23 protein-coding genes and 1 pseudogene are annotated in these 20,216 nt (G+C 71.0%); 11 read left to right on the top strand and 13 right to left on the bottom strand.

Annotated elements, in window-relative coordinates; translation table 11 throughout:
* Positions 1-84: 84 nt before the first annotated feature.
* Positions 85-354, bottom strand: a complete 270-nt coding sequence (locus tag IMT31_RS07970; protein WP_413542371.1) for a hypothetical protein — start codon at positions 352-354, stop codon at positions 85-87.
* 28 nt (positions 355-382) lie between these two features.
* Positions 383-682, bottom strand: a pseudogene (locus IMT31_RS07965) (transposase); the annotation flags it as partial.
* A 244-nt stretch (positions 683-926) separates the two neighbouring features.
* Between IMT31_RS07965 and IMT31_RS07960 the strand changes: the two are divergent.
* On the top strand, positions 927-2,126 hold the full coding sequence (locus IMT31_RS07960; protein ID WP_413544389.1) for an IS30 family transposase: 1,200 nt from the start codon (positions 927-929) through the stop codon (positions 2,124-2,126).
* Here IMT31_RS07960 and IMT31_RS07955 read toward each other — a convergent pair.
* Together IMT31_RS07955 and IMT31_RS07950 are read right to left on the bottom strand one after the other, a co-directional pair.
* Positions 2,023-2,751 (bottom strand): IS3 family transposase, encoded by a 729-nt coding sequence (locus IMT31_RS07955; RefSeq protein WP_413542370.1) that lies wholly within the window; start codon positions 2,749-2,751, stop codon positions 2,023-2,025. The genes IMT31_RS07960 and IMT31_RS07955 overlap by 104 nt on opposite strands.
* Entirely contained in the window at positions 2,748-3,071 is a 324-nt protein-coding gene (locus tag IMT31_RS07950) for a transposase (RefSeq protein WP_413542369.1), read from the bottom strand. The genes IMT31_RS07955 and IMT31_RS07950 overlap by 4 nt, the downstream gene beginning before the upstream one ends.
* A 256-nt stretch (positions 3,072-3,327) precedes the next feature.
* Between IMT31_RS07950 and IMT31_RS07945 the strand changes: the two genes are divergently transcribed.
* The 4 genes from IMT31_RS07945 to IMT31_RS07930 all read left to right on the top strand — a co-directional run bounded on the left by IMT31_RS07945 (position 3,328) and on the right by IMT31_RS07930 (position 7,796).
* Positions 3,328-3,780: a YkvA family protein gene (locus IMT31_RS07945; RefSeq protein ID WP_413542368.1), complete on the top strand. Its 453-nt coding sequence runs from the start codon at positions 3,328-3,330 to the stop codon at positions 3,778-3,780.
* A gap of 186 nt (positions 3,781-3,966) precedes the next feature.
* The gene (locus IMT31_RS07940) at positions 3,967-5,763 is read left to right on the top strand and encodes an ABC-F family ATP-binding cassette domain-containing protein (protein WP_413542367.1); all 1,797 of its coding nucleotides are present in this window, start codon (positions 3,967-3,969) and stop codon (positions 5,761-5,763) included.
* 44 nt (positions 5,764-5,807) lie between these two features.
* Complete coding sequence (locus tag IMT31_RS07935; RefSeq protein ID WP_413544388.1) at positions 5,808-7,229, top strand: DHA2 family efflux MFS transporter permease subunit; 1,422 nt, start codon at positions 5,808-5,810, stop codon at positions 7,227-7,229.
* Positions 7,230-7,262: 33 nt separating this feature from the next.
* Positions 7,263-7,796 carry a maleylpyruvate isomerase N-terminal domain-containing protein gene (locus tag IMT31_RS07930; protein WP_413542366.1) on the top strand — a complete coding sequence of 178 codons (534 nt, stop codon included), beginning with the start codon at positions 7,263-7,265 and terminating at the stop codon, positions 7,794-7,796.
* A gap of 68 nt (positions 7,797-7,864) precedes the next feature.
* Here the strand turns inward: IMT31_RS07930 and IMT31_RS07925 are convergent, their stop codons facing one another.
* A complete protein-coding gene (locus IMT31_RS07925; protein ID WP_413542365.1) occupies positions 7,865-8,434 on the bottom strand; it encodes an NADPH-dependent FMN reductase in 570 nt (189 codons plus the stop codon).
* Between the two features lie 134 nt (positions 8,435-8,568).
* On the opposite strand from IMT31_RS07925, the gene IMT31_RS07920 reads away from it, so the two are divergent.
* Both IMT31_RS07920 and IMT31_RS07915 read left to right on the top strand, forming a co-directional pair.
* Positions 8,569-8,952, top strand: coding sequence for a VOC family protein (locus IMT31_RS07920; protein WP_413542364.1), 384 nt, complete (start codon positions 8,569-8,571; stop codon positions 8,950-8,952).
* Between the two features lie 6 nt (positions 8,953-8,958).
* Entirely contained in the window at positions 8,959-9,699 is a 741-nt protein-coding gene (locus IMT31_RS07915; RefSeq protein WP_413542363.1) for a Pr6Pr family membrane protein, read from the top strand.
* A gap of 122 nt (positions 9,700-9,821) precedes the next feature.
* On the opposite strand, the gene IMT31_RS07910 is transcribed toward IMT31_RS07915, so the two are convergent.
* Positions 9,822-10,184, bottom strand: a complete 363-nt coding sequence (locus tag IMT31_RS07910; protein WP_413542362.1) for a YciI family protein — start codon at positions 10,182-10,184, stop codon at positions 9,822-9,824.
* Positions 10,185-10,373: 189 nt separating this feature from the next.
* Between IMT31_RS07910 and IMT31_RS07905 the strand changes: the two genes are divergently transcribed.
* Positions 10,374-11,699 carry an amino acid permease gene (locus IMT31_RS07905; protein WP_413544387.1) on the top strand — a complete coding sequence of 442 codons (1,326 nt, stop codon included), beginning with the start codon at positions 10,374-10,376 and terminating at the stop codon, positions 11,697-11,699.
* A 3-nt stretch (positions 11,700-11,702) separates the two neighbouring features.
* On the opposite strand, the gene IMT31_RS07900 is transcribed toward IMT31_RS07905, so the two are convergent.
* The 3 genes from IMT31_RS07900 to IMT31_RS07890 form a co-directional block, all read right to left on the bottom strand.
* Entirely contained in the window at positions 11,703-12,362 is a 660-nt protein-coding gene (locus tag IMT31_RS07900) for an SDR family oxidoreductase (protein ID WP_345354474.1), read from the bottom strand.
* 135 nt (positions 12,363-12,497) lie between these two features.
* The gene (locus tag IMT31_RS07895) at positions 12,498-12,860 is read right to left on the bottom strand and encodes a VOC family protein (protein ID WP_345354476.1); all 363 of its coding nucleotides are present in this window, start codon (positions 12,858-12,860) and stop codon (positions 12,498-12,500) included.
* A 102-nt stretch (positions 12,861-12,962) separates the two neighbouring features.
* Positions 12,963-13,316, bottom strand: coding sequence for a metalloregulator ArsR/SmtB family transcription factor (locus tag IMT31_RS07890; protein ID WP_345354478.1), 354 nt, complete (start codon positions 13,314-13,316; stop codon positions 12,963-12,965).
* 56 nt (positions 13,317-13,372) lie between these two features.
* Here IMT31_RS07890 and IMT31_RS07885 point away from each other — a divergent pair, with 56 nt between their 5' ends.
* Positions 13,373-14,389 carry a cation diffusion facilitator family transporter gene (locus IMT31_RS07885; RefSeq protein ID WP_345354480.1) on the top strand — a complete coding sequence of 339 codons (1,017 nt, stop codon included), beginning with the start codon at positions 13,373-13,375 and terminating at the stop codon, positions 14,387-14,389.
* Between the two features lie 17 nt (positions 14,390-14,406).
* Here IMT31_RS07885 and IMT31_RS07880 read toward each other — a convergent pair whose 3' ends face one another.
* Genes IMT31_RS07880 through IMT31_RS07865 form a run of 4 tightly spaced genes read right to left on the bottom strand, consistent with a single transcriptional unit; the run spans position 14,407 to position 18,655 of the window.
* The gene (locus IMT31_RS07880; RefSeq protein WP_413542361.1) at positions 14,407-15,240 is read right to left on the bottom strand and encodes an ABC transporter ATP-binding protein; all 834 of its coding nucleotides are present in this window, start codon (positions 15,238-15,240) and stop codon (positions 14,407-14,409) included.
* Position 15,241: 1 nt separating this feature from the next.
* Complete coding sequence (locus IMT31_RS07875; RefSeq protein WP_413542360.1) at positions 15,242-16,372, bottom strand: iron chelate uptake ABC transporter family permease subunit; 1,131 nt, start codon at positions 16,370-16,372, stop codon at positions 15,242-15,244.
* Positions 16,369-17,502, bottom strand: coding sequence for a FecCD family ABC transporter permease (locus IMT31_RS07870; protein WP_413542359.1), 1,134 nt, complete (start codon positions 17,500-17,502; stop codon positions 16,369-16,371). The genes IMT31_RS07875 and IMT31_RS07870 overlap by 4 nt, the downstream gene beginning before the upstream one ends.
* Before the next feature lie 13 nt (positions 17,503-17,515).
* The gene (locus tag IMT31_RS07865) at positions 17,516-18,655 is read right to left on the bottom strand and encodes an iron-siderophore ABC transporter substrate-binding protein (protein ID WP_413542358.1); all 1,140 of its coding nucleotides are present in this window, start codon (positions 18,653-18,655) and stop codon (positions 17,516-17,518) included.
* 277 nt (positions 18,656-18,932) lie between these two features.
* Between IMT31_RS07865 and IMT31_RS07860 the strand changes: the two genes are divergently transcribed.
* Positions 18,933-19,673: a ubiquinone/menaquinone biosynthesis methyltransferase gene (locus IMT31_RS07860; RefSeq protein ID WP_413542357.1), complete on the top strand. Its 741-nt coding sequence runs from the start codon at positions 18,933-18,935 to the stop codon at positions 19,671-19,673.
* Positions 19,674-19,775: 102 nt separating this feature from the next.
* Positions 19,776-20,204, top strand: coding sequence for a hypothetical protein (locus tag IMT31_RS07855; protein ID WP_413542356.1), 429 nt, complete (start codon positions 19,776-19,778; stop codon positions 20,202-20,204).
* Positions 20,205-20,216: the final 12 nt, after the last annotated feature.

The following is a 20,216-nucleotide window of genomic DNA, read 5'->3' as shown; positions in this document are numbered from 1 at the left end:
GCTGGGGACGCTGACAGGACGCAGAAATTATCCCGGTTTAGTTGTTGTGGGTCATGAGGTTGTCGGACCTGACTCGTGCCACTTTTAGTGCCCTGTGTGGGAGCTGATCTGGTCGAGGATTTTCTGGGTGTCGGCGTCGATGGCCGGGGCGGCGGTGAGTTCGTGGCCGTTGACGTCGATGATGACCGTCCGCAGGGGCCTGAGTGTCTGGACGAGCTTCTTGATGCTGATACCGGTGGCTTCCTGCAGGTGGCGGGCCACGGCCAGGGCGCAGAACACCACGGTCAGGTGCGCTTCGATGGAATCACGCTGGTGGTGGAACATCGGCCGGGCCCGGATATCACTCTTGGCCATCTGAAGCGCCCTGGGTTTCGTTCCGTGGTTAGACGACAGCGGGCGCGGCCGTCTGTTGTTGAGTGTAGGTGGCCTCGACTTCTGCCGGGGTTCGGTAGTCGAGGTTCTCGTGCAGCCGTCGGGTGTTCCACCACTGCACCCAGTCCAACGTGGCCATCTCTACGGCCGTGGCCGAGGGCCAGACCCGACGGGTGTGGATGATCTCCGCCTTGTAGAGGCCATTTACGGCTTCGGCCAAGGCGTTGTCATACGAATCCCCGACGGACCCGACCGACGCGGTGACATCGTAGGCGGCCAGGGTGTCGGTGTAGGCCAGGCTGACGTATTGGGCGGATTCAATCGGTCGTCGCAACGCTCTGATCTGAGGAGTGCTGATGGGGCGTCCAGCGGGATGGTTGAAGGAGTTGACGGGGCGGAGTCCGATGATCTCGCCTGGGCATCCGGGAACGCGGCGCAGTATCGAGCGCGCGTTCTGGAAGCACGTCGTGGCGGGTGCGTCGTCCGAGGACGCTGCCATTTTGGTGGGGGTGTCGGCGGCGGTCGGTGCGCGGTGGTTCCGGCAGGGTGGCGGCATGCCCACGATCACGCTCACCGAGCCGGGCGGCCGGTATCTCTCGTTCGCTGAGCGGGAGGAGATCGCGCTCTTGAAGGCGCAACACCACGGGGTTCGAGAGATCGCGCGCAGGGTGGGGCGTGACCCGGGGACGATCTCCCGGGAGTTGCGTCGGAACGCGGCGACGCGGGGCGGGAAGCTGGAGTACCGGGCCTCGGTCGCGCAGTGGAAGACGGAGCTGATGGCGCGTCGCCCGAAGCCCGCGAAGCTCGTCACGAACGACCGACTGCGCGAGTATGTGCAGGACCGGCTCGACGGCAGTGTGCGGCTGCCGGACGGGACGGTGGTCGACGGTCCCGAGGTACCGGCGTGGCAGGGACGGAATAAGCCACACCGGCAGGACCGGCGCTGGTCGACGGCGTGGAGCCCGCAGCAGATCTCGAAGCGGCTCGAGGTCGAGTTCCCCGATGATGAGAGCATGCGCATCAGCCACGAAGCGATCTACCAGTCGCTGTTCATCGAGGGACGCGGTGCGCTCAAGCGCGAGCTCGTCGCCGCCCTGCGAACCGGGCGGGCGCTGCGCAAGCCCCGAGCCCGGTCGCAGAACAAGCCCCAGGCGCATGTCACCGCGGACGTGGTGATCTCCGAACGCCCCGCAGAGGCTGCTGATCGCGCGATCCCTGGGCATTGGGAGGGGGACCTGATCATCGGGACGAACCGATCCGCGATCGGCACGCTCGTCGAACGCTCCAGCCGCTCCACGCTGCTGGTGCACCTGCCACGCCTCGAGGGCTACGGTGAGCAGCCGCGCACGAAACACGGGCCAGCGCTCAGCGGATACGGAGCCGTCGCAATGAACACCGCGCTGACGAGGTCGCTGACCACGCTCCCGGAGCAGCTCCGCAAGACGCTCACCTGGGACCGCGGGAAGGAGCTCTCTGAGCATGCGCAGCTCGTCCTCGAGACCGGCACGAAGGTGTTCTTCGCGGACCCGCACTCCCCTTGGCAGCGACCCACGAACGAGAACACCAACGGGCTGCTCCGCCAGTACTTCCCGAAGGGCACCGACCTGTCCCGGTGGACCGCCGACGACCTCGCCGCAGTCGCCTACACGCTCAACAACAGGCCACGCAAAGCCCTCGACTGGAAAACACCAGCAGAAGTCTTCGCCGAGCAGCTACAGTCGATCCAACAACCCGGTGTTGCGACGACCGATTGAATCCGCCTTGAACGCCTCGGTCTGAGTGGTGGACCAGCCGTCCGTCCCGCAGGCTGGCGTCGGTGCTCAGCAGCGCGTGCTCCAGGGCTTGCAGCGGCAGGGACTGTGTGTGCAGCGTGGCCGCCACGGACCAGCCGACGATCTTACGGGTGCAGGCATCGGTGATGAACGCGACGTAGCAGAACCCGGTCAGGATCCGCACGTAGGTGATGTCAGCGACCCACAGCCGGTTCGGTGACTGCGCGGCGAACTGGCGCTTCACCAGATCGGGACGGTGATCCGGCTCGACGGCGGGACGAGTCGTGACCGGCTTGCGTCCGCGCCGCACGCCCTGCAGGCCGGCGGCCTTCATCAGCCGGGCGACCTGGTCACGGCCCACCTCCCAGCCGGCCCGGCGCATGGCATGCCACATCTTGCGGTACCCGTAGACGGCGTAGTTCTCGGCGTGGATCCGCCGCAGTTCCTCGGTCAGGACCGCATCGCGCAGGCTGCGCTCAGAGACCGGACGGGTCTTCGCGGCCCGGTAGCCGCGGGAGGTGATGAACCCACACTCCGTCGCACCCAGGGTGCGACAGATGGCCTCGACCCCGAAACGATCCTTGTGTTCGTCGATGAACCGGATCATCTCGTCGTGGGGCGGTCGAGTTCCGCGGCGAAAAACGCCGAGGCCTTCTTCAGGATCTCGTTGGCACGTCTGGTCTCGGCCAGCTCCCGGCGCAGCTGCCGGTTCTCTTCCTCCAGACTCGCGCTAGTGGGCACGGCCACCGAGGTGAGGTCGGACGCTTCCGCCCGGCGGCACCAGTTCCGCAGGGTCTCCGGGCCGCAACCCAGGGACTGTGCCACGACGCGGATCGAGGCCGCTCTGGGACCGCCTTCAGCAGCTTGGCGATCGAGCACCATCCGGACCGCCCGGTCGCGGAACTCAGGGGTGAACTTCTTGGGCATGTACCGATTCTCCTTCGTGAGACTCGGAACGAAACCCAGTGCGCTTCACATTTCGCCGGGGGAGGGAGTAGTTCGGGTCTGGTCCGGGGCCTGGCCGGCGTGTCTGGCGAGGTAGGTACCGTGGGAACGCGCCCCGTCCTAACGATTCGACCGGGAGTCGGGGGAGCGACACAGGACGAACCGCGGGGCTGGCCCCATGGTGCTGCCGCACGGGTGGGCCCTACGCGGGGTGGCATGTCCGGGCGATAATGGCCGGGTGACCGGGACATGGTGGGTTGAGCTGCTGATCAGCGTGGCCTTGGCCCTGGCGTTGATCTGGATCGTCCTGCTCGTCGCCTTGGCGTTCGTGCGCCCGCGCGGGGCCCACCTCAAGGAGGCCCTGCGGCTGCTGCCGGATGTGCTGCGCCTCATTCGACGCCTGGCTGCCGATCCGTCCTTGCCCAGGGGCGTGCGGATCAGGTTGGGTCTACTGCTTGCCTACCTGGCGCTGCCCCTGGACCTCGTGCCCGACGTCATTCCCGTGCTGGGGTATGCCGACGACGCCATCATTGTCACCGCCGTCCTGCGAGGGGTGGTGCGCCGGGCCGGCATCGAGGCCGTGCACCGCCACTGGCCGGACACACCAGACGGTTTCGTCGTCCTGTGCCGGCTGACCGGCTTGAGCCCCCACGGCTCCGCCTCCGCGAGGACGCCTCCAGAAGCGCGGTGAAGGACGGGTGGCCGGTGGCGGTCGTGCTGACGCCCGGCGGTGGTCGTCCGCCCGGGCCCTGCCGTAGCCTTGGGCGCATGAAGTCCTGAGTCCTGACCCTCCCGCGCCCGAGGAGAGCACCCACGCCACCGGCGTCGCAGCGTGCCACCCGGCGGGAACCGCCCTGAACCACGCCAGGACTCCCTCATGACCCATCCCCATTCCGCCTCCCTTGCGCCAGAGGCGCCCGTCCTCGGCGCCGCCGCCCACCTCCGGGTGGACGGCGTCTCCAAGTCCTACGCTTCCGCGCCCGACCACCGCGTCCTGACGGACGTCTCCCTCACCGTCACCACCGGCGAACGCGCCTGCCTGATCGGGGAGAACGGCAGCGGCAAGTCCACGCTGCTGCGGATCATCGCCGGCCTGGACGAGGAGCACGGCGGAGCCGTCACCGCGCCCGGCACCGTCGGCCTGTTCCACCAGCAGCCGCCGTTCCCCCTCGACTGGACCGTGGACCGGGTCCTCGCCTCGGCCACGGCGCCCCTGCGCGCGGTGGCCGCCGAGGTCGCGCGCCTCGCCGAGGCGCTCACCACCGAGGACCTCGCCACCGCCTACGACCACGCCCTGTCCGAGGCGACCCGCCTCGGCGCCTGGGACGTGGACCGGCAGGTCGAGCGCGTGGTGGACGGGCTGGACCTGGCCCACGTCCCCCGCGACCGGCCGGCGGCGCGGCTCTCCGGCGGGCAGCTGTCCCGGCTCTCCCTGGCCTGGCTGCTGCTGCGCCGCCCGGACACCCTGCTGCTGGACGAGCCCACCAACCATCTCGACGCCCGGGGCACGGCCCTGCTGGTGGACCTGGTGACCGGCTGGTCCGGGCCGGTGCTGATCGCCAGCCATGACCGCGCCTTCCTGGACGAGGTGGCCACCACGCTGCTCGACCTGGACCCGGCGCCGCGCCCGCTGGCCGGGGACTCGGACGGCCTGACGCGCTTCGGCGGCCGCTACTCCGAGTACCTGCTGCACCGCATCGACGAACGCGAGCGGTGGGATCGGCGCTACCGGGACGAGCAGGCCGAGCTGAAACGGTTGAGGCAACAGGTCGCCGCCAACCACACGGTTGGCCACGCTGACCGGCCGCCCCGGACCGAGGGCAAGATGGCCCAGAGGTTCTACGCGGACCGCAACGCCAAGGTGGTCTCCCGCCGCGTCAACGACGCCACCACCGCCCTCGAACGCCTCGAGCAGGCCCAGGTCAGCAGGCCCCCGGCCGTGCTCCGATTCACCGGCCTCGACGCCGCCGTGCGACCGGCCGTGCGACCCGCCGGGGGCCCACCCGGCCACCGCGAGGCCGCACCCGCCCGGGGGAGCGGCCGGCCGGCGTCGGGCCCGTTGCTGGTGGCCACCGGGGTGACGGTGCGGGACCGCCTGGCCCCCGTCTCCCTGCACCTCGGGCCGCGCTTGCGGCTGCTGGTCACCGGGCCCAACGGGGCCGGGAAGACCACGCTGCTGCGGATCCTCGCCGGTGACCTGAGGCCCGACGCCGGCTCGGTCACCACTCCCGGTCCGGTCACCGTGGGGCTGCTGGGCCAGGACACCGACCACCTGCCCGGCACCGCGTCCGGCACCGAGTCCGGCGCCCAGCCCGGCACCGGGGCGACGGTCGAGGAGGTCTACCGGGCCGCCGTCGGGCCCGGGGCCGCGGAGCGGGTGCCGCTGGGCACCTTCGGTCTGCTCGCCGAACGGGACCACCGGCGGCCGGCGCGGGAGCTGTCCGTGGGGCAGCGCCGGCGCCTGGACCTGGCGGTGCTGCTGGCCGATCCGCCGGACGTGCTGCTGCTGGACGAGCCCACCAACCACTTCTCCCTGCTGCTGGCCACGCAGTTGGAGGCCTCGATCCGGGACTACCCGGGCGCCGTGGTGGTGGCCAGCCACGACCGGTGGCTCAGCGCCGGCTGGCGCGGTGACCGGTTCGAGCTGCGCGGGTCGCGGGAGGGGAGTGGCTAGGATGCGGGGCGTCCCCTCCGTCCCGTCCAGAGAATCGACCGACCATCTCCCGAGACACCGCCCCCGTCCCCGAGAAGCAGGCCTGGCGTGCCCTGACGGCCCTGTCGATCGGGCTGTTCATGACCCTGCTGGACCAGTCCCTCGTGGCGGTGTCCCTGCCCCAGATCCGCGAGGACCTGGACGCCAGCATCAACCAGGCGGTGTGGGTCTCCGCCGCCTACCTGCTGGCGTTCGCGGTCCCGCTGCTGGTCACGGGCCGGCTGGGTGACCGCTTCGGCCAGCGCAACGTCTACCTGGCCGGCATGATCGTCTTCACCGCCGGCGCGCTGGCCTGCACGCTGGCTCCGACCATCGAGTGGCTCATCGCCCTGCGGGTGGTCCAGGGCCTGGGCGGGGCCCTGCTCAACCCGCAGCCGCTGAGCATCATCCACCGGATCTTCGCCCACCACCGCCGTGGGGCGGCCACCGGCGTGTGGAGCGCGGTGGCCAGCTCGGCCGGACTGTTCGGCCCGGTCATCGGCGGGCTGATCGTCGGCGGCCTCGGCTGGCGATGGGTGTTCTTCGTCTACGTCCCGCTCGGGGTGGTCTCGCTGGTGCTGGTGGCGCGCAACGTGCCCCGGCTGCCCACGGGGGCCAGCCGGATCGACCTGCTCAGCGCCGCGGTCTCCTTCGTCGCCGTGCTGGGGATCGTGTTCACCCTCCAGCAGGGCCCCGAGGTGGACTGGGCGCCGTGGGTCTGGGCGGTCCTGGGCGTGGGGGTGCTGGCCCTCCTGCTCTTCCTGCGGCTCCAGCAGTCCGCCGGCCGCCGCGGGACGGCCGCCCTCATGCCGCTGGACCTGTTCCGCCACCCGAACTTCACCCTCGGCATCGGGGCGGTCTTCACCCTCGGGTTCACCGTGTACTCGGTCAACCTGCCCATCATGCTCTACCTGCAGGAGGCCCAGGGCCTGCCCGCCGAGCTGGCCGGGCTGATGCTGCTGCCGATGGGGGTGGTCTCCGTGGTCATGTCCCCGATCATCGGCCGGCTCACCGACCGGGTGCCCCCGGGACGCATCTCGAAGATCGGCTTCTCAGCCCTCATCACCGCGATGGTCCTGTTCGGGACCTTCATGCACCTGGGCCTCGGCCCCGGATGGATCCCGCTGCCGGTCGTGGCCCTCGGGCTGGCGAACTCCATGTGCTGGGCGCCCAACTCCACCATCACCCTCCGGGACCTGCCCCCGACCCTCGTGGGGTCCGGCTCCGGCGTGTACAATACCTCCCGCCAGGTCGGGGCCGTGGTGGGATCGGCCGCCGGCGGCGCCATCATGCAGATGGGCGTGGGCGTGATCGGCTTCGGCGCCGCCATGGGCAACGCCCTGCTGCTCCCCGTGCTGGTCCTGGCCTTCGGCCTGCTGGCCGTCTCCCGGTTCCGCGCCGACGGCCGGCCCGTCGAGCGGCCGGTCGCAGATCGCCCCGAGGGGTAGCGGCACCGGCCACGGGCCGGGCACGATGGGCGCATGAGCGTATTCACCCAGACCTGGGACCGCCACACCGAACCCCTGACCCGCGTCATCGAAGACGTCACCGACTGGGACGCCGCCAGCCCGTGCGAGGGCTGGACCGCCGCCGACGTCCTCGACCACCTCATGGACACCCACCGCGACTTCGTGTCCCGCCACGGCCGCGAGATCCCGCTCGTCAGCGGCTCACCGGCCGAGCAGTGGCAGCACCACGCCGCGGCCATGGACGCCCTGGTCCGGGACGAGGAGTTCACCGACACCACGATGCAGACACCCTTCGGGGACTCCACCGTCGGGCAGGTGCTGTTGGACTTCTACGGCATGGACCTGATCGTGCACCGCTGGGACCTGGCCACCTCCCAGGGAGCCGACCACCGCCTCAGCGAGGACGAACTCGGGGAGGTGGACGCCGCCGTCGACGGCTACGGGGAGGCCGCCTACGCCCCGGGGATCTTCAAGGACCCGGTGCCCGTGCCCGAGGGGGCCGACCGGCAGGCGCGGGTGCTCGCCCGGACCGGACGCGCGGCCTGAGCGATCCTCGTCCGCGGACCGCGGCCGGTTCGGACCCCGGTTGGCGGGACGGACCCCGTCCCGGCGGGTCAGATCGAGGCCCGCTCGCGCTCCGCCGTCACGGCGCGGGTCAGCGAGACCAGGCGGGCCAGGACCTTCGCCAGGGAGGCGTCGTGGTGGTCCGTCAGGGCGGGCCTGCCGCCCGGGAAGTCCACCCGGCGGATGAGGTTCACCGAGGACCCCACCACGTGCATGTTGTAGGCGGCCACCGTCACCCGCCAGGCCTCGTTGGCCCGCACCCCGCCCAGGCCGCCGTAGGCCACGATCGCCAGGGTCTTGTCCATCCACTGCCTGCTCAGCAGGTCGTAGGCGTTCTTGAAGGCACCGGGGATGTTGCGGTTGTACTCGGGGGTGACGAACACGAAGCCGTCGCAGGCGTCGACGGCGTCCCGCCAGCGGTGCACCTCGGCCGGTCCGTCCTCGGCCTGGGCCCAGTTCTCGTCCGTCATGACGGGCAGGTCGAAGTCCTTGAGGTCCAGGACCTCCCACTCCACGTCCTGCGCGTCCTCCTGCACGCGGGCGCGTTCGGCCACCCAGTCGCCGATGGGCTTGCCCATGCGCCCCTCGCGGACCGATCCGATGACGATGCCGATTCTCATGTGCGACCTCCCGTTCCGGCCCATGCGGCCGTGACCTGTCCTGACCTGTCCAGCGTAGGGTGCGTGAACCATACTGGGCGGTGACGCGTCACCCGCCGCCACCCTCCGTCACCCACTGCACCGAAGGGGTTCCCATGAAGATCAGCCAGGCCTTCCTGCTCGTCACCGATCGGGACGCCGCCAAGACGTTCTACACCGAGGTCCTCGGATTCGAGGTGGAGACGGATTTCGCCAGCGAGGGCTTCCGTTGGCTGTCCCTGCGCGCCCCGGGGCCCGACGGCGGCGCCTCCCTGGTGCTGGAGGCCGCCGCCGGTGCCGGGCTGGCCTACCAGCAGGAGGTCCGCGCCTCCGGGATGCCGGCCTTCTCCATGACCCTCACCGGCGGCCAGGAGGAGTTCGAGCAGATCCGGGCCCGGGGGGCACAGGTGATCATGGAGCCGACGGTGCAACAGTACGTCGGCACGGACGCCCTGATCGATGACACGGTCGGGAACATCATCTGCCTGCACCAGGACTGACGGCCGATGAGCCTCCGGCACGCCCAGGCCCGGCCGCGCGGCACCGCAGCCGGGGCACCCGGGTGGTGGGCCGTCGTCGGGCGTGGGGTGTTCGCCGTGGCGGCGCTGCTGTCCTTCACGGGCAACGGGCTGTCCTTCTCCATCGGCTCCTGGAAGGACTCGGACCTGCCCGCGAACGCGGGGTTCTCCGGGGGTTTCACAGCCGGCTGGGAGCACATGGTCAACCAGCCCACCTACTTCACGTTCCTGGCGAACTTCCTGGTGGGGCTGACCTCGCTGCTGCTGGCGATCCGCCCGTACCGGACCTCTGATCTGTTCCACGCACTACGGATCGCAGCGGTGGTGAGCATCGTGATCACCGGCGTGGTGTTCAACGTGCTGCTGCGGGACGCCCCGCCGGCCACGCCCGTGGAACAGGTCAACGACACCATCCAGCACATCATCACCCCGATCCTCACGCCGGTGGTGTGGCTGCTCTTCGACCCGCCGGGCGGGGTCCGGTGGCGGCGGATCGGGCTGGCCTCGGCGATCCCGCTGGCGTGGCTGGCGTTCACCCTGCTGCGGGGTCCGCTGCTGGACTGGTACCCGTACACCATCCTGGACGTGCCGCGGCTGGGCTACGGCGGGGTTGGCGTCTACGTGGTGGCCATCCTCGCGTTCTTCTTCGCCGTGGCCGCGCTGATGTGGGTGCTCGACCGCCTGCTGGCGCGGTGGCTCCCGGAGGTCAGTGTCCCCTCAACCCCGTGAGGCCCTTAACCCCTTGAACCCCTTGAGTTACAAGCACGACGGATGTCGAGACTCGCCGATCGAGACCACAGGCGTCGTGCTCGTAACTTGGGGATTCCCGTGGTGATCGCGTGGCGTGCTGGTCAGGCCTGGAAGGGCCGCAGCTCCACGCGGTTCCCGCAGGCCTTCGACGCGCGGGCGGCCAGGTCCTCGGCCTGCTGCGGTCCCGCGGCGTCCACCACCCAGAACCCGCCCATGTGCTGCTGGGCCTGGGTGAAGGGGCCGTCCGAGATGACCGGCTCGCCCGCCCGGCCGTCGATGACCACGGACTCCTCGGGGGCCACCAGCCCGCCGGCGAACACCCAGGCGCCCTCGGCCTGGAGTGCCTCGTTGAACTCGCTGACGGCCTGGAACGCGGCCCGCATCTCCTCCTCCGAGGCGTAGGGGCCGGTCTCGCGGTGCTGGACTCCGGGGGAGTGCCAGACGGAGATCAGATACTGGGGCATGGGGTCCTCCTCGGAAGCGCTGGGACTCGCTGACCTGGTCGGTTCGCCGGGGGATGTGGTGGGAATTACACTCTAACGGGCCTTCGTCCACACCACACCGGACGGTGGCCGCCCCAACCACAGCAGAATCGCCATACCCCCGGGCGGACCCAGCGGGACCGACCGTCCCGCGCGACACAGGAGATGACCATGCCGTCCATCGACGAGCCGACATCCAGCGCATCCACCGCCGTGGGCGCGGACACCGCCCCGGGCCCCACGCCCACCGCCGGCGACGTCGCCAGACCACGCTGGAGCGGCTTCGACTCCAGCTGGACCATCAGCCTCTTCGGCACCGCCGTGGGCGCCGGGATCCTGTTCCTGCCCATGAACGCGGGCCTCGGCGGGATCTGGCCCCTGCTGGTGGCCACGCTGCTGATCGGCCCGATGACGTACTTCGCCCACCGCGGGCTCTCCCGCATGGTGGTGGCCTCCCCGAACCCGAACCCGGACCGGAACATCACGGGGGTGGTGCGGGACTACTTCGGCGAGACGGCCGGCCGCGTGGTGACGGTGCTGTACTTCCTGGCGATCTACCCGATCGTGCTGATCTACGGGGTGGGTATCACCAACACGGTGGAGTCCCTCATGGTGAATCAGCTCGGGATGGACCCCTGGCCGCGGTGGCTGCTGGCGGGGCTGCTCGTGCTGGCGATGTCCGCCGTCATGCTGGCCGGCCAGAGGGTCATGCTCGTGGTCACCCAGTGGCTCGTCTTCCCGCTGATCGCGGTGCTGTTCGCCGTGACGCTGCTGCTGATCCCGTCCTGGACCCTCGAGGGCTTCGGGGCGGTGCCGGCCGCGGGGGACTTCGCCATGTCCCTGTGGCTGATGATCCCGGTGCTGGTGTTCTCCTTCAACCACTCCCCGGCGGTCTCGCAGTTCTCCGTGGCCCTGCGTGATCGCTACGGCGAGTCCTCCGTGACGAAGGCGTCCTCCGTGCTGCGTCTGACCGCCGTGCTGCTGGTGGTCTTCACCATGGGCTTCGTGTGGTCCTGCGTGCTGGCCCTCGGCCCGGAGGGGCTGCAGGAGGCCAAGGACGCGAACCTGCCGGTGCTCTCCCACCTGGCCAACGTCATGGGCATCCCGCTGATCGCCTGGTTGGGCCCGGCCGTGGCCATCACCGCGATCGCCTCCTCCTTCTTCGGCCACTGGATGGGCGCCGCCGAGGGCGCTACGGGAATCGTCCGGACCATGGTGGACCGGAGGGGCCGGTTCGGGGACCGCTCGGTGCGGATCGGCGTCAGCGCCTTCCTCATCGTCACCACCTGGCTGGCCGGGGTGCTCAACCCGAGCATCCTGTCCCTGATCGAGTCCCTGGCCGGCCCCGTGATCGCCGTGGTGCTCTACCTCATGCCGATGTACGCCATCCACCGGGTCCCGGCGCTCGCCAGGTTCCGCGGCGCCGCGTCCAACGTGTTCGTGGTGATCGCCGGGATCGTGGCCGTGGGTGGGATCCTGCTCAGCTTCCTCAACTGAGCGTCACAGCTCGGCGAAGGCCGCGTTCACCGGCTGCTCCCCATCCACGTACTCGATCTGCTTCCCGATGGTGTTCGGTGAGGCCAGCGCAACGCGGATGGTCTGCGCCACGTTGCCCCGGGACGTGTCCCGGTTGGCGCCGTCACCGCCGCCGGCGCCCACGGCGATGGTGCCGGTGGGCTCGTCCAGCGTCAGCTTGCCCGGGCCGAGGATGGTCCAGTCCAGGCCGGAGTTGCGCAGGTGCTCGTCCGCGGCGCCCTTGGACTCCGCGTACGGGAAGAAGGAGCTGTCCTCGGGCACGCCGTGCTGGGTGCTGGCACCCTGGTAGGACACCATCAGGTAGCGCTTCACGCGGGCCTGCTGGGCCGCGCCCATGGTGCGGATGGCCGCGTCACGGTCCACCGCGTACGTGCGCTCCGGGCTGCCGCCGCCGGCTCCGGCGGACCACACGATGGCGTCCTGACCGGCGAAGGCCGCAGCGAGATCCTCCTGGCTGGCCTTCTCGACGTCCAGCACGAGGGCCTGGGCCCCGGTGGCCTCGATCTCCGCGGTCTGGTCCGGGTTGCGGATGACGGAGGTGACCGTGTGGCCCTCCTGGACGAGCAGGGGGGCGGTGAGCATCCCGACCTTGCCGTGTCCACCGATGATCAGGTAATTCGCCATGGATCTGGTCCTTCCGTTGGTGTGCACTGGGTTCAGTGGCCACTGTTCCACTGCGACCCGGTCCACGCCAGCGGGTTCGGCCAGCGGCGGAACGCTCGTCACCTGCGGTCATCCGGGAATAGGGGGCTCACGGGGTCAGGTCTCGGTGACGCCCTCGTACAGGCCGATCTCGTTGCCGTCCAGGTCCCGGAACACGGCCCACCAGCTGGTTGAGGTGATCTCGGATTTGGGGGCCAGGACCTCTCCGCCGAGTTCGGTGACCAGGGCCAGGGTGTCGTCGATCGAATCGACCTCCACGGTGGAGCGCGGCTGGGTGAACCCCTCGCTGCGCGGGGCCAGGCCGCCGCCGCTGACCTGGTTGGGGGCCCGCCACATCGGGTAGTCCTCGAAGCCGGGATAGGTCTCGATCCTCCAGCCGAAGACCTGGCCGAAGAAGTCCGTGGCGCGTTGGTGGTCAGAAACGGGAATGTCTACGTGGGTGATGTCTCCGTGAGCCATGACAGACATCGTCCTCCTGCGGGCGGCCCGCGGGAACCCCTGTTCGGCCCGGACCGGCGTGACCCGTTCCGGCCCGGTCGCGGGGAAGGGCGGCGTCAGATGTCAGGCGCGGTAGGAGTGCGGTGCGTCCGGTGCTGCCACGCCGGTGACGTGCTCGGCACGGGACAGGGCCTCGGCCAGGAGCCGGTGCACGTGCCGGTCCGTGGCGGAGTAGTGGATGAAGGTCCCCTCGCGGCGGGATTCGACCAGGCCGGCCAGCCGCAGCTTGGACAGGTGCTGGCTGGCCGCCGTGGGGGTGGTGTCCACCAGCTCGGCCAGGGTGCCCACGCTCGACTCGCCCTGGAGCAGGGCCCACAGGATCTTGACCCGGGTGGGGTCCGCGAGCAGGCGGAACGTATCGGCCACGAGCTGCGCGTGGTGGTCATCCGGCACGGCCTGGACCGGGTTCTCATGCATGGGGCGATTCTATCCTATGTTCATATATGCACGTATACGCAGATATGATGGAAGATATGATGCAGCAGCCGGTCGGGCCGTCCCACGATCACCATCACCACAACAACCACGAGCACGGGCGCGGCCTCTGGGCGGCGATCAGGCACGCGGTGACGCCGCACAGCCACGACCACTCCGAGGCCATCCAATCCGCGGAGGAGTCCAGTGAGCAGGGGCTCCGGGCAGCCTGGTTCAGCCTGGGCGGGATGGGCGCCACCGCCGTCCTCCAGATCGTCATCGTGACTCTGAGCGGATCCATGGCGCTGCTGGCGGACACCGTGCACAACATCGGTCACCTGGCCACCACGATCCCGCTGATCATCGCCTTCCGGATCGGACAGCGGGCCCCCACGCGGCGGTACACCTACGGCTTCCGGCGGGCCGAGGACCTGGTCGGCCTGCTGATCGGGCTGGTCATCGCCCTGTCCGCCGCCGTCATCATCTGGGAGTCGGTCCGTGCCCTGGCCCAGCCGCGCGAGCTCACGAACCTCGGCTGGGTGCTCGCGGCGGCGCTTGTCGGGGCGGCCGGCAACGAGGCCGTGGCGCAGTACCGGATCCGCGTGGGCCGCCGGATCGGTTCGGCGGCGCTGATCGCCGAGGGCCAGCACGCGCGGACGGACGCCCTGACCTCCCTGGCGGTGGTGTCCGGGGTGGTCGGGGCCTGGCTGGGTGCCCCGCAGGTGGACGCCGTGGCCGGACTGGCGATCGCGGCGGTGGTCGTCCTGGTGCTGATCCGCTCGATGAAGACCGTCCTGAACCGCCTGATGGACGGCGTGGACGAGTCGGTGACCGCGAGGATCGGGTCCGTGGCGGAGCGGGTGGCCGGGGTGCACGCCGTGGAGGGCGTCCGGGCCCGGTGGAGTGGGCATCGGTTGGAGGCCGAGCTGGGCATCACCATCGACGGAGGGCAGACCGTGACGGCCGGCCACCTCGTTGCCGAGACCCTCCAACGGGAGCTGCTCGGCTCCGTCCCGCACCTGGACCGGGTCGCCGTCCGGCTCCTGCCCGTGGCCGAGGGGACGGGCGGGGCCTGACCGGGACAGGACGGGCCTCAGCCCTGCAACATCTCCCGGTTGGCCGCCGTCCGCGGCAATACCACCGGGTGCCCCAGCAACGGATCGGGCACGACGTCGGCATCCAGTCCGTAGATCTCCTCCAGTCGGGCGGGGGTCAGGACCTGATCCGGCGTCCCCTCGGCCACCACCTGGCCGTCCGCCATGGCGATGATGTGGTCGGCGGTGCGGGCCGCGAGATTGAGCTCGTGCAGTACGGCCACCACGGTGGCCCGCGGCCGCGCGCCGGCGGGGTCCGGCAGCTCGCGCACCAGGTCCAGCAGCTCCACCTGGTGGGAGAGGTCCAGATAGGAGGTCGGCTCGTCCAGCAACACCACGGGGGTCTGCTGGGCCAGCACCAGGGCCAGCCACGCCCGTTGCCGCTGGCCGCCGGAGAGCTCGGCGACGTCCCGGCCCGCCAGCCCCACCAGGTCGGTCTGCTCCAGGGCACGGGCGATGGCCTCCGTGTCACGTGCCGTCCGCGCGCCGAACCAGCCCCGGTGCGGGTGGCGGCCGCGGTCCACGAGCTGCTCCACCGTCATGCCCTCCGGCACCACGGGGGACTGGGGCAGCAGCGCCACGGTGCGGGCGTAGCCGCGGGCGTTCCACCCCTCCACGTTCCGGCCGAACACCTCGAGGGACCCGCTGGCCAGAGGCAGTTGCCGGGTCAGCCCCTTGAGCAGGGTGGACTTGCCGCAGCCGTTGGCCCCGATGATCGCCGTGGTCCGGCCTGCGGGCACGTCCAGGTCCACGGGGGTGTGGGCGCCGACGACGGTGCGAGAGCCGTAGGCCAGGCTCACGCCGCGCAGTCGCAGAGCGGTGTCATCGGTCATCTCAAGCCTTCCGTCCGGTTCGGATCAACAGCCACAGCATCAGCGGAGCCCCGGCGGCGCCCGTCAGCACACCGGTGGGCAGGCGCGTGCCCCCGAAGGCCTCGGAGGCCACGAAGTCGGCCACCACCACGATCACCGCCCCGCACAGGGCCGCCACGGGCAGTGACGGCCGGCCGCCCGTCATCCCACGGGCCAGCGGGGTGGAGAGCAGGGCCACGAAGGCCAGTGGGCCGGTGGCTGCGGTGGCCGCCGCGGCCAGCAGGGCACCGACCACCAGGGCCCCCATGCCGGTGCGTCCCGGGCGGGAGCCGACGCCGTGGGCCAGCTCGCCGCCCAGGTCCGCCGGGGCCAGACGGGTGTGCAGGATCCCGCCCAGCGGCACCAGCACCACCATCAGCACGGCCAACAGGATGATGCGCTCCCACGTCACCGCGTTCAGGGACCCGGCCGTCCACACCGCAGCCGCTTGCAGGTCATGCTGGTTCAGGGCCAGCATGGCCCCGGAGAGGATGGCCTGGCACAGCGAGGCCACGGCGATCCCGGCCACGATGAACGTGGCCCCGCCCAAGGTGCCGGCCAACCCGCCTCGCCCGGCGCCGCCGGACCTCCTGCCGGCCAGGGAGAACCCGAGCACGATGCCGATCGCCGCGAGGCCACCCATCAGCGCGGCAGCGGCCATGCCCATCCCGCGCACGCCACCGAAGGCCAGTACGGCCACGGCGGCCACGGCGGCCCCCTGGGTCACGCCGATGATGTCCGGGCTGGCCAGGGGATTGCGCAGGGTCCGGCGGAACAGGGCCCCGGACGCACCGAAGGCCGCGCCGGCCAGGGCACCGGCCACGGCGCGGGGCAGCTTCTCCTCTCGCACGATGAAGGTGGCCCCGGGGATCCGCTCGCCACCCAGGATGGCGAAGAAGTCGGGGAGGGTGACGGTGTAGTTCCCCAGCAGCACGCGCACGCCCATGGCCAGTACCAGGACCAGGGTGAGGCCGAGGGTGGCGGCGAGGAGCCGGCGCGTGGCCGCCGAGTGCAGGGACCGGACCGCCGCCAGGGCGCCGGGTGAGGCCTCCACGGGCGGGGGTGCTGCCGAGGGGGATGTGGAGGAGTGGGGATGGAGGACCGGGGCGCTCACAGGGACACCGCCTTGCGGCGCAGCAGGACCAGCAGCACGGGCACGCCGATGACCACGGTGGTGACGCCCACGTGGATCTCCTGCGGGGCGATCACGAGGCGGCCGGCCAGGTCCGCCAGGACCACCAGGACGGCACCCCAGAGGGCACAGCCCAGTACGAGCACGCGGGTGGAGGCAGGGCGGAAGCGGCGCAGTGCGTGGGGGACCAGGATTCCGACGAACACCACGGGTCCGGCCAGGGCGGTGGCGGCGGCGGTGAGCACCACGGTGGCGCCGAGCAGCAGCAGGCGCAACCGCTCGGGACGGGAGCCCAGGCCGTGGGCCAGCTCGTCGCCCAGAGCGAGGGCGTCCAGCCCGGGGGCGGCCACGAAGACGGCCAGGATGCCGAGGGCGATCAGCGGGGCCAGCCAGGCGGCGTCCTCGAGGGAGGAACGTGCCACGGAGCCCACGGTCCAGAATCGGAAGCGTTCCAGCACGGCGGGGGAGAGGATCAGCAGGGCGCTCGTGACGGCCGTGCAGCCGGCCGTCACGGCCGCGCCGGCGAGCACGAGGGACAGGGGGCCGGGGGCTCCGCCGGTGGCGGCACCGGACCCGCCGCCGAGCCGGGAGGCGGCCGCAGCCACGGTGTAGACCACCACGGCGGCCCCCAGGGTGCCGAGGATCGAGAGGACCATGACCCCCGCCAGGCCGGCCGAGAGGCCCAGGCCCAGCCCGAGGGCCACCGCCAGGGAGGCCCCGGCGGTCAGCCCGAGCAGGCCCGCATCGCCCAGCGGATTGCGGGTGGCGCCCTGCAGTGCCACCCCGGAGACGGCCAGGGCCGCACCCACCAGGATGGCCGTGACGGTGCGGGGGATCCGGGACAACACCGCCGCGGCGTCGATGTCCGCCGAGGCGCTGCCGGATCCGGAGAAGAACGCGCCGAGGGCCTCCAGCGTCGGCCCCGGGCCCACACTGCGGGCCCCGAACGCCACCGCGGCCAGGGAGACGATCACCAGGGCGACCGCCGACAGGATCAGGAAGGTGACCGGCCGGCGTCGTGCCGTGGGCACACCACCCCACCCCTCCGGCGCGAGGGCCGGCGAGGCGGGTGGGGCGGTGCCCGAGTCCGGGTGGTGGATGGTGGGGTTCATCCGCGGTGCGTGGTCAGTTCCCGGCCGTCTCGGACTGTTCGGCCTGCTCGGCCGCTTCGGCAAGGTCCGGGACCACGTGGTCCAGGGCCCACGGGATGGACAGGGGTGAGGCGGCGGAGGTGGAGAGGACCTCCTGCTCGTCGGTCTGCAACACGAGGGTGTCCTCCTGGACGGCCGGGATCTTGGACAGCAGTGGATCGGCCTTGATGGCGTCCCCCACCGAATCGTCGGCGGCCGAGGTGATCAGGATGTCCGAGTCGAGCTCGTCCGCCCGCTCGGGGGACCACGTCAGGAAGAAGGCCTCTTGGGCCTCCTCATTCTCCGCGAGCACGGGGGCCAGCTCCATGCCGAGGGAGGTGAGGAACTTCGGCCGGTTGTCCGCCGCCGTGAACAGGTAGATCTGATCGGCGGCGGCCGGGTCCACGGAACCGCTCAGGAAGGTGGTGCCCTCCAGGGCCGGGTACTCCTCTGCGGCCTGCGCCACCTGCTCCTCCACGTCCGTGATGACCTCCTCGGCCTTCTCCTCCTTGCCCAGGGCCTCACCGATCAGCCGGGTGGAGTCCTGCCAGGCGGTGGTGAAGGCGGGGGTGTCCTCCGGGTAGGCGACCACGGGGGCGATCGCGGAGAGCTTGTCATACTCCTCCTGCGTGATGCCGGAGTAGGCGGCCAGGATGATGTCCGGCTCCGTGGCGGCCAGAGCCTCGAAGTTGATGCCGTCCGCCTCCGAGTACTGCTCCGGGGCCTCCGCGCCGGACTCCTCCAGTGCTGCATCGAACCAGTCCGTGGACTGTTCCGCATTGCCGCCGTACTCGGTGGCCGCCACGCCCACCGGAGCCACGCCCAGCGCGAGCGACACGTCCTGATTCACCCAGGACACCGTGGCGACGCGCTCGGGCTGCGCCGGGATCTCCGTCTCTCCGTAGACGTGCTCCACCGTTCGGGGGAAGGTGGCGTCCGAGCTGGTGGAGGACTCCGAGGCGCCCGCGGATTCTGACTCCGAACCGCCGGCAGGCCCGGTGGAGCAACCGGCCAGCAGGGCTGCGCTGAGCGCGAGGGAACCGATGGAGAGGGTCCTGCGGCGGGCGGTCCCGCGGGGCTGACGCTCACCGGTGGTCGATTCACCGGAGGTCGAGGAGAGGGGGGAAGAGGACACGGGGGTGCCTTTCATTCAGGGACGGCTCTTGGTTGTCATTGGGTAACGAGGGTGTTGCCTAATTGCATGAAGTTAGCCTAGCCTAACAAATGTGCGGTCGCCGTGCGGGGCGAACGCACACTGCAGTTGGGTCAACGGTGGACGTGCCCAGCGACCGTGCCGGATGTGCGAACCTCCCAGGGTTTCCGGCGCGGTCGCTGGGCACGCGACCCAAAGGCGTCCGTTCGGCGAAGGCGGCTGTTCGGCGGCCCGGCCACAGGCGACTACCGTGGAGCGGGTGAGCACGAACCAGCCAGCCGCCGAGACCCCCCGCCCCGACGAGCATGGGGCCGACCACGGGGCGCAGGTCTCGTCGATGTTCGACGGCATCGCCGGCCGTTACGACCTGATGAACCTCGTCATGACCTGGGGCCAGGAGCCGCGCTTCGTGCGCCGCACGGTCCAGCGCGCGGAGCTTCCGGATGCGCCCGTCGTCCTGGACCTGGCCACCGGCACCGGGGACATCGCCCTCGAGGTGCTGAGGCAGCACTACGGCTCCACGATCACCGGCGCGGACTTCGCCCCCGAGATGATGGAGGTCGGCAAGCGCCGGCCCGGCGGGGAGCAGGTCGATTGGGTCGAGGCCGACGCCATGGACCTCCCGTTCGCGGACGGAACCTTCGACGCGGTCACCCACGGCTACCTGCTGCGCAACGTGGCGGACATCCCCACCACCCTGGCCGAGCAGTTCCGCGTGCTCAAGCCCGGCGGCCGCATGGTGGCCCTGGAGACCTCGCCCGCCCCGGACAACCTCATCAAGCCCTTCTCCACCGCCTACATCAAGTACGTGGTGCCGCAGATCTCCAAACTGATCACCCGGGACCCGGAGGCCTACGAGTACCTCTCGGCCACCTCCCGCGGCTTCAAGACCCCGGCGCAGATCCAGGACCTGCTCGAGGAGGCCGGCTTCGAGGACGTCGGCCACGAGACGCACCTGTTCGGCACCCTCGCCATCCACTGGGCCACCAAGCCCCGCTGACCTCCCCACCGCGGAGCATGGACGGTTCACCTTCCCCGCCGGCGGATCTACGCTGGGAGCACGGCCGGTGCCCCGGCATCGGCGCTCCCTCGGAGGTACGCCATGCATGAGAACGAGAAGGTCCATCCCGTGGTGAGGGACAACACCGGGTTGTCCCTCGGATACCGCCTGCTGTGGCGGATCCGCTACGCCGCGAACGACGTCTATGGCCCCGCCAGCCGCCAGTCCGGCCTGAACCCGCGCGAGGGGCTCAGGGTGGAGCGGGCCCAGCGGATCGCGGCGGCCTACCGGGCCCGGGGCGAGCAGCCGCCACCGGCCGTCCGGCGCGCGGCGGGGGACGCCGACGCGCCCGAGGCGGAGAAGTCCGAGTTCCTGAGTCACCACGGCCAGCCCCCGAAGCCGTTCCAGGAGGGCTACCGCTACATCATGGTGGACGAGCAGGGGAACCCCGTGGACCCGGAGCAGACCGTGCAGCCCGTCCCGCGGACGCCGCAGCCCGACGAGCCGACGTCACGGCAGGATGACGCCTGAGCGGATGTCAGC

This window comes from Citricoccus nitrophenolicus, from assembly GCF_047305825.1.
GTDB lineage: Bacteria > Actinomycetota > Actinomycetes > Actinomycetales > Micrococcaceae > Citricoccus > Citricoccus nitrophenolicus.
Note: the sequence above shows the minus strand (reverse complement) of the source record. Positions and strands in the feature narration are given on the sequence as shown.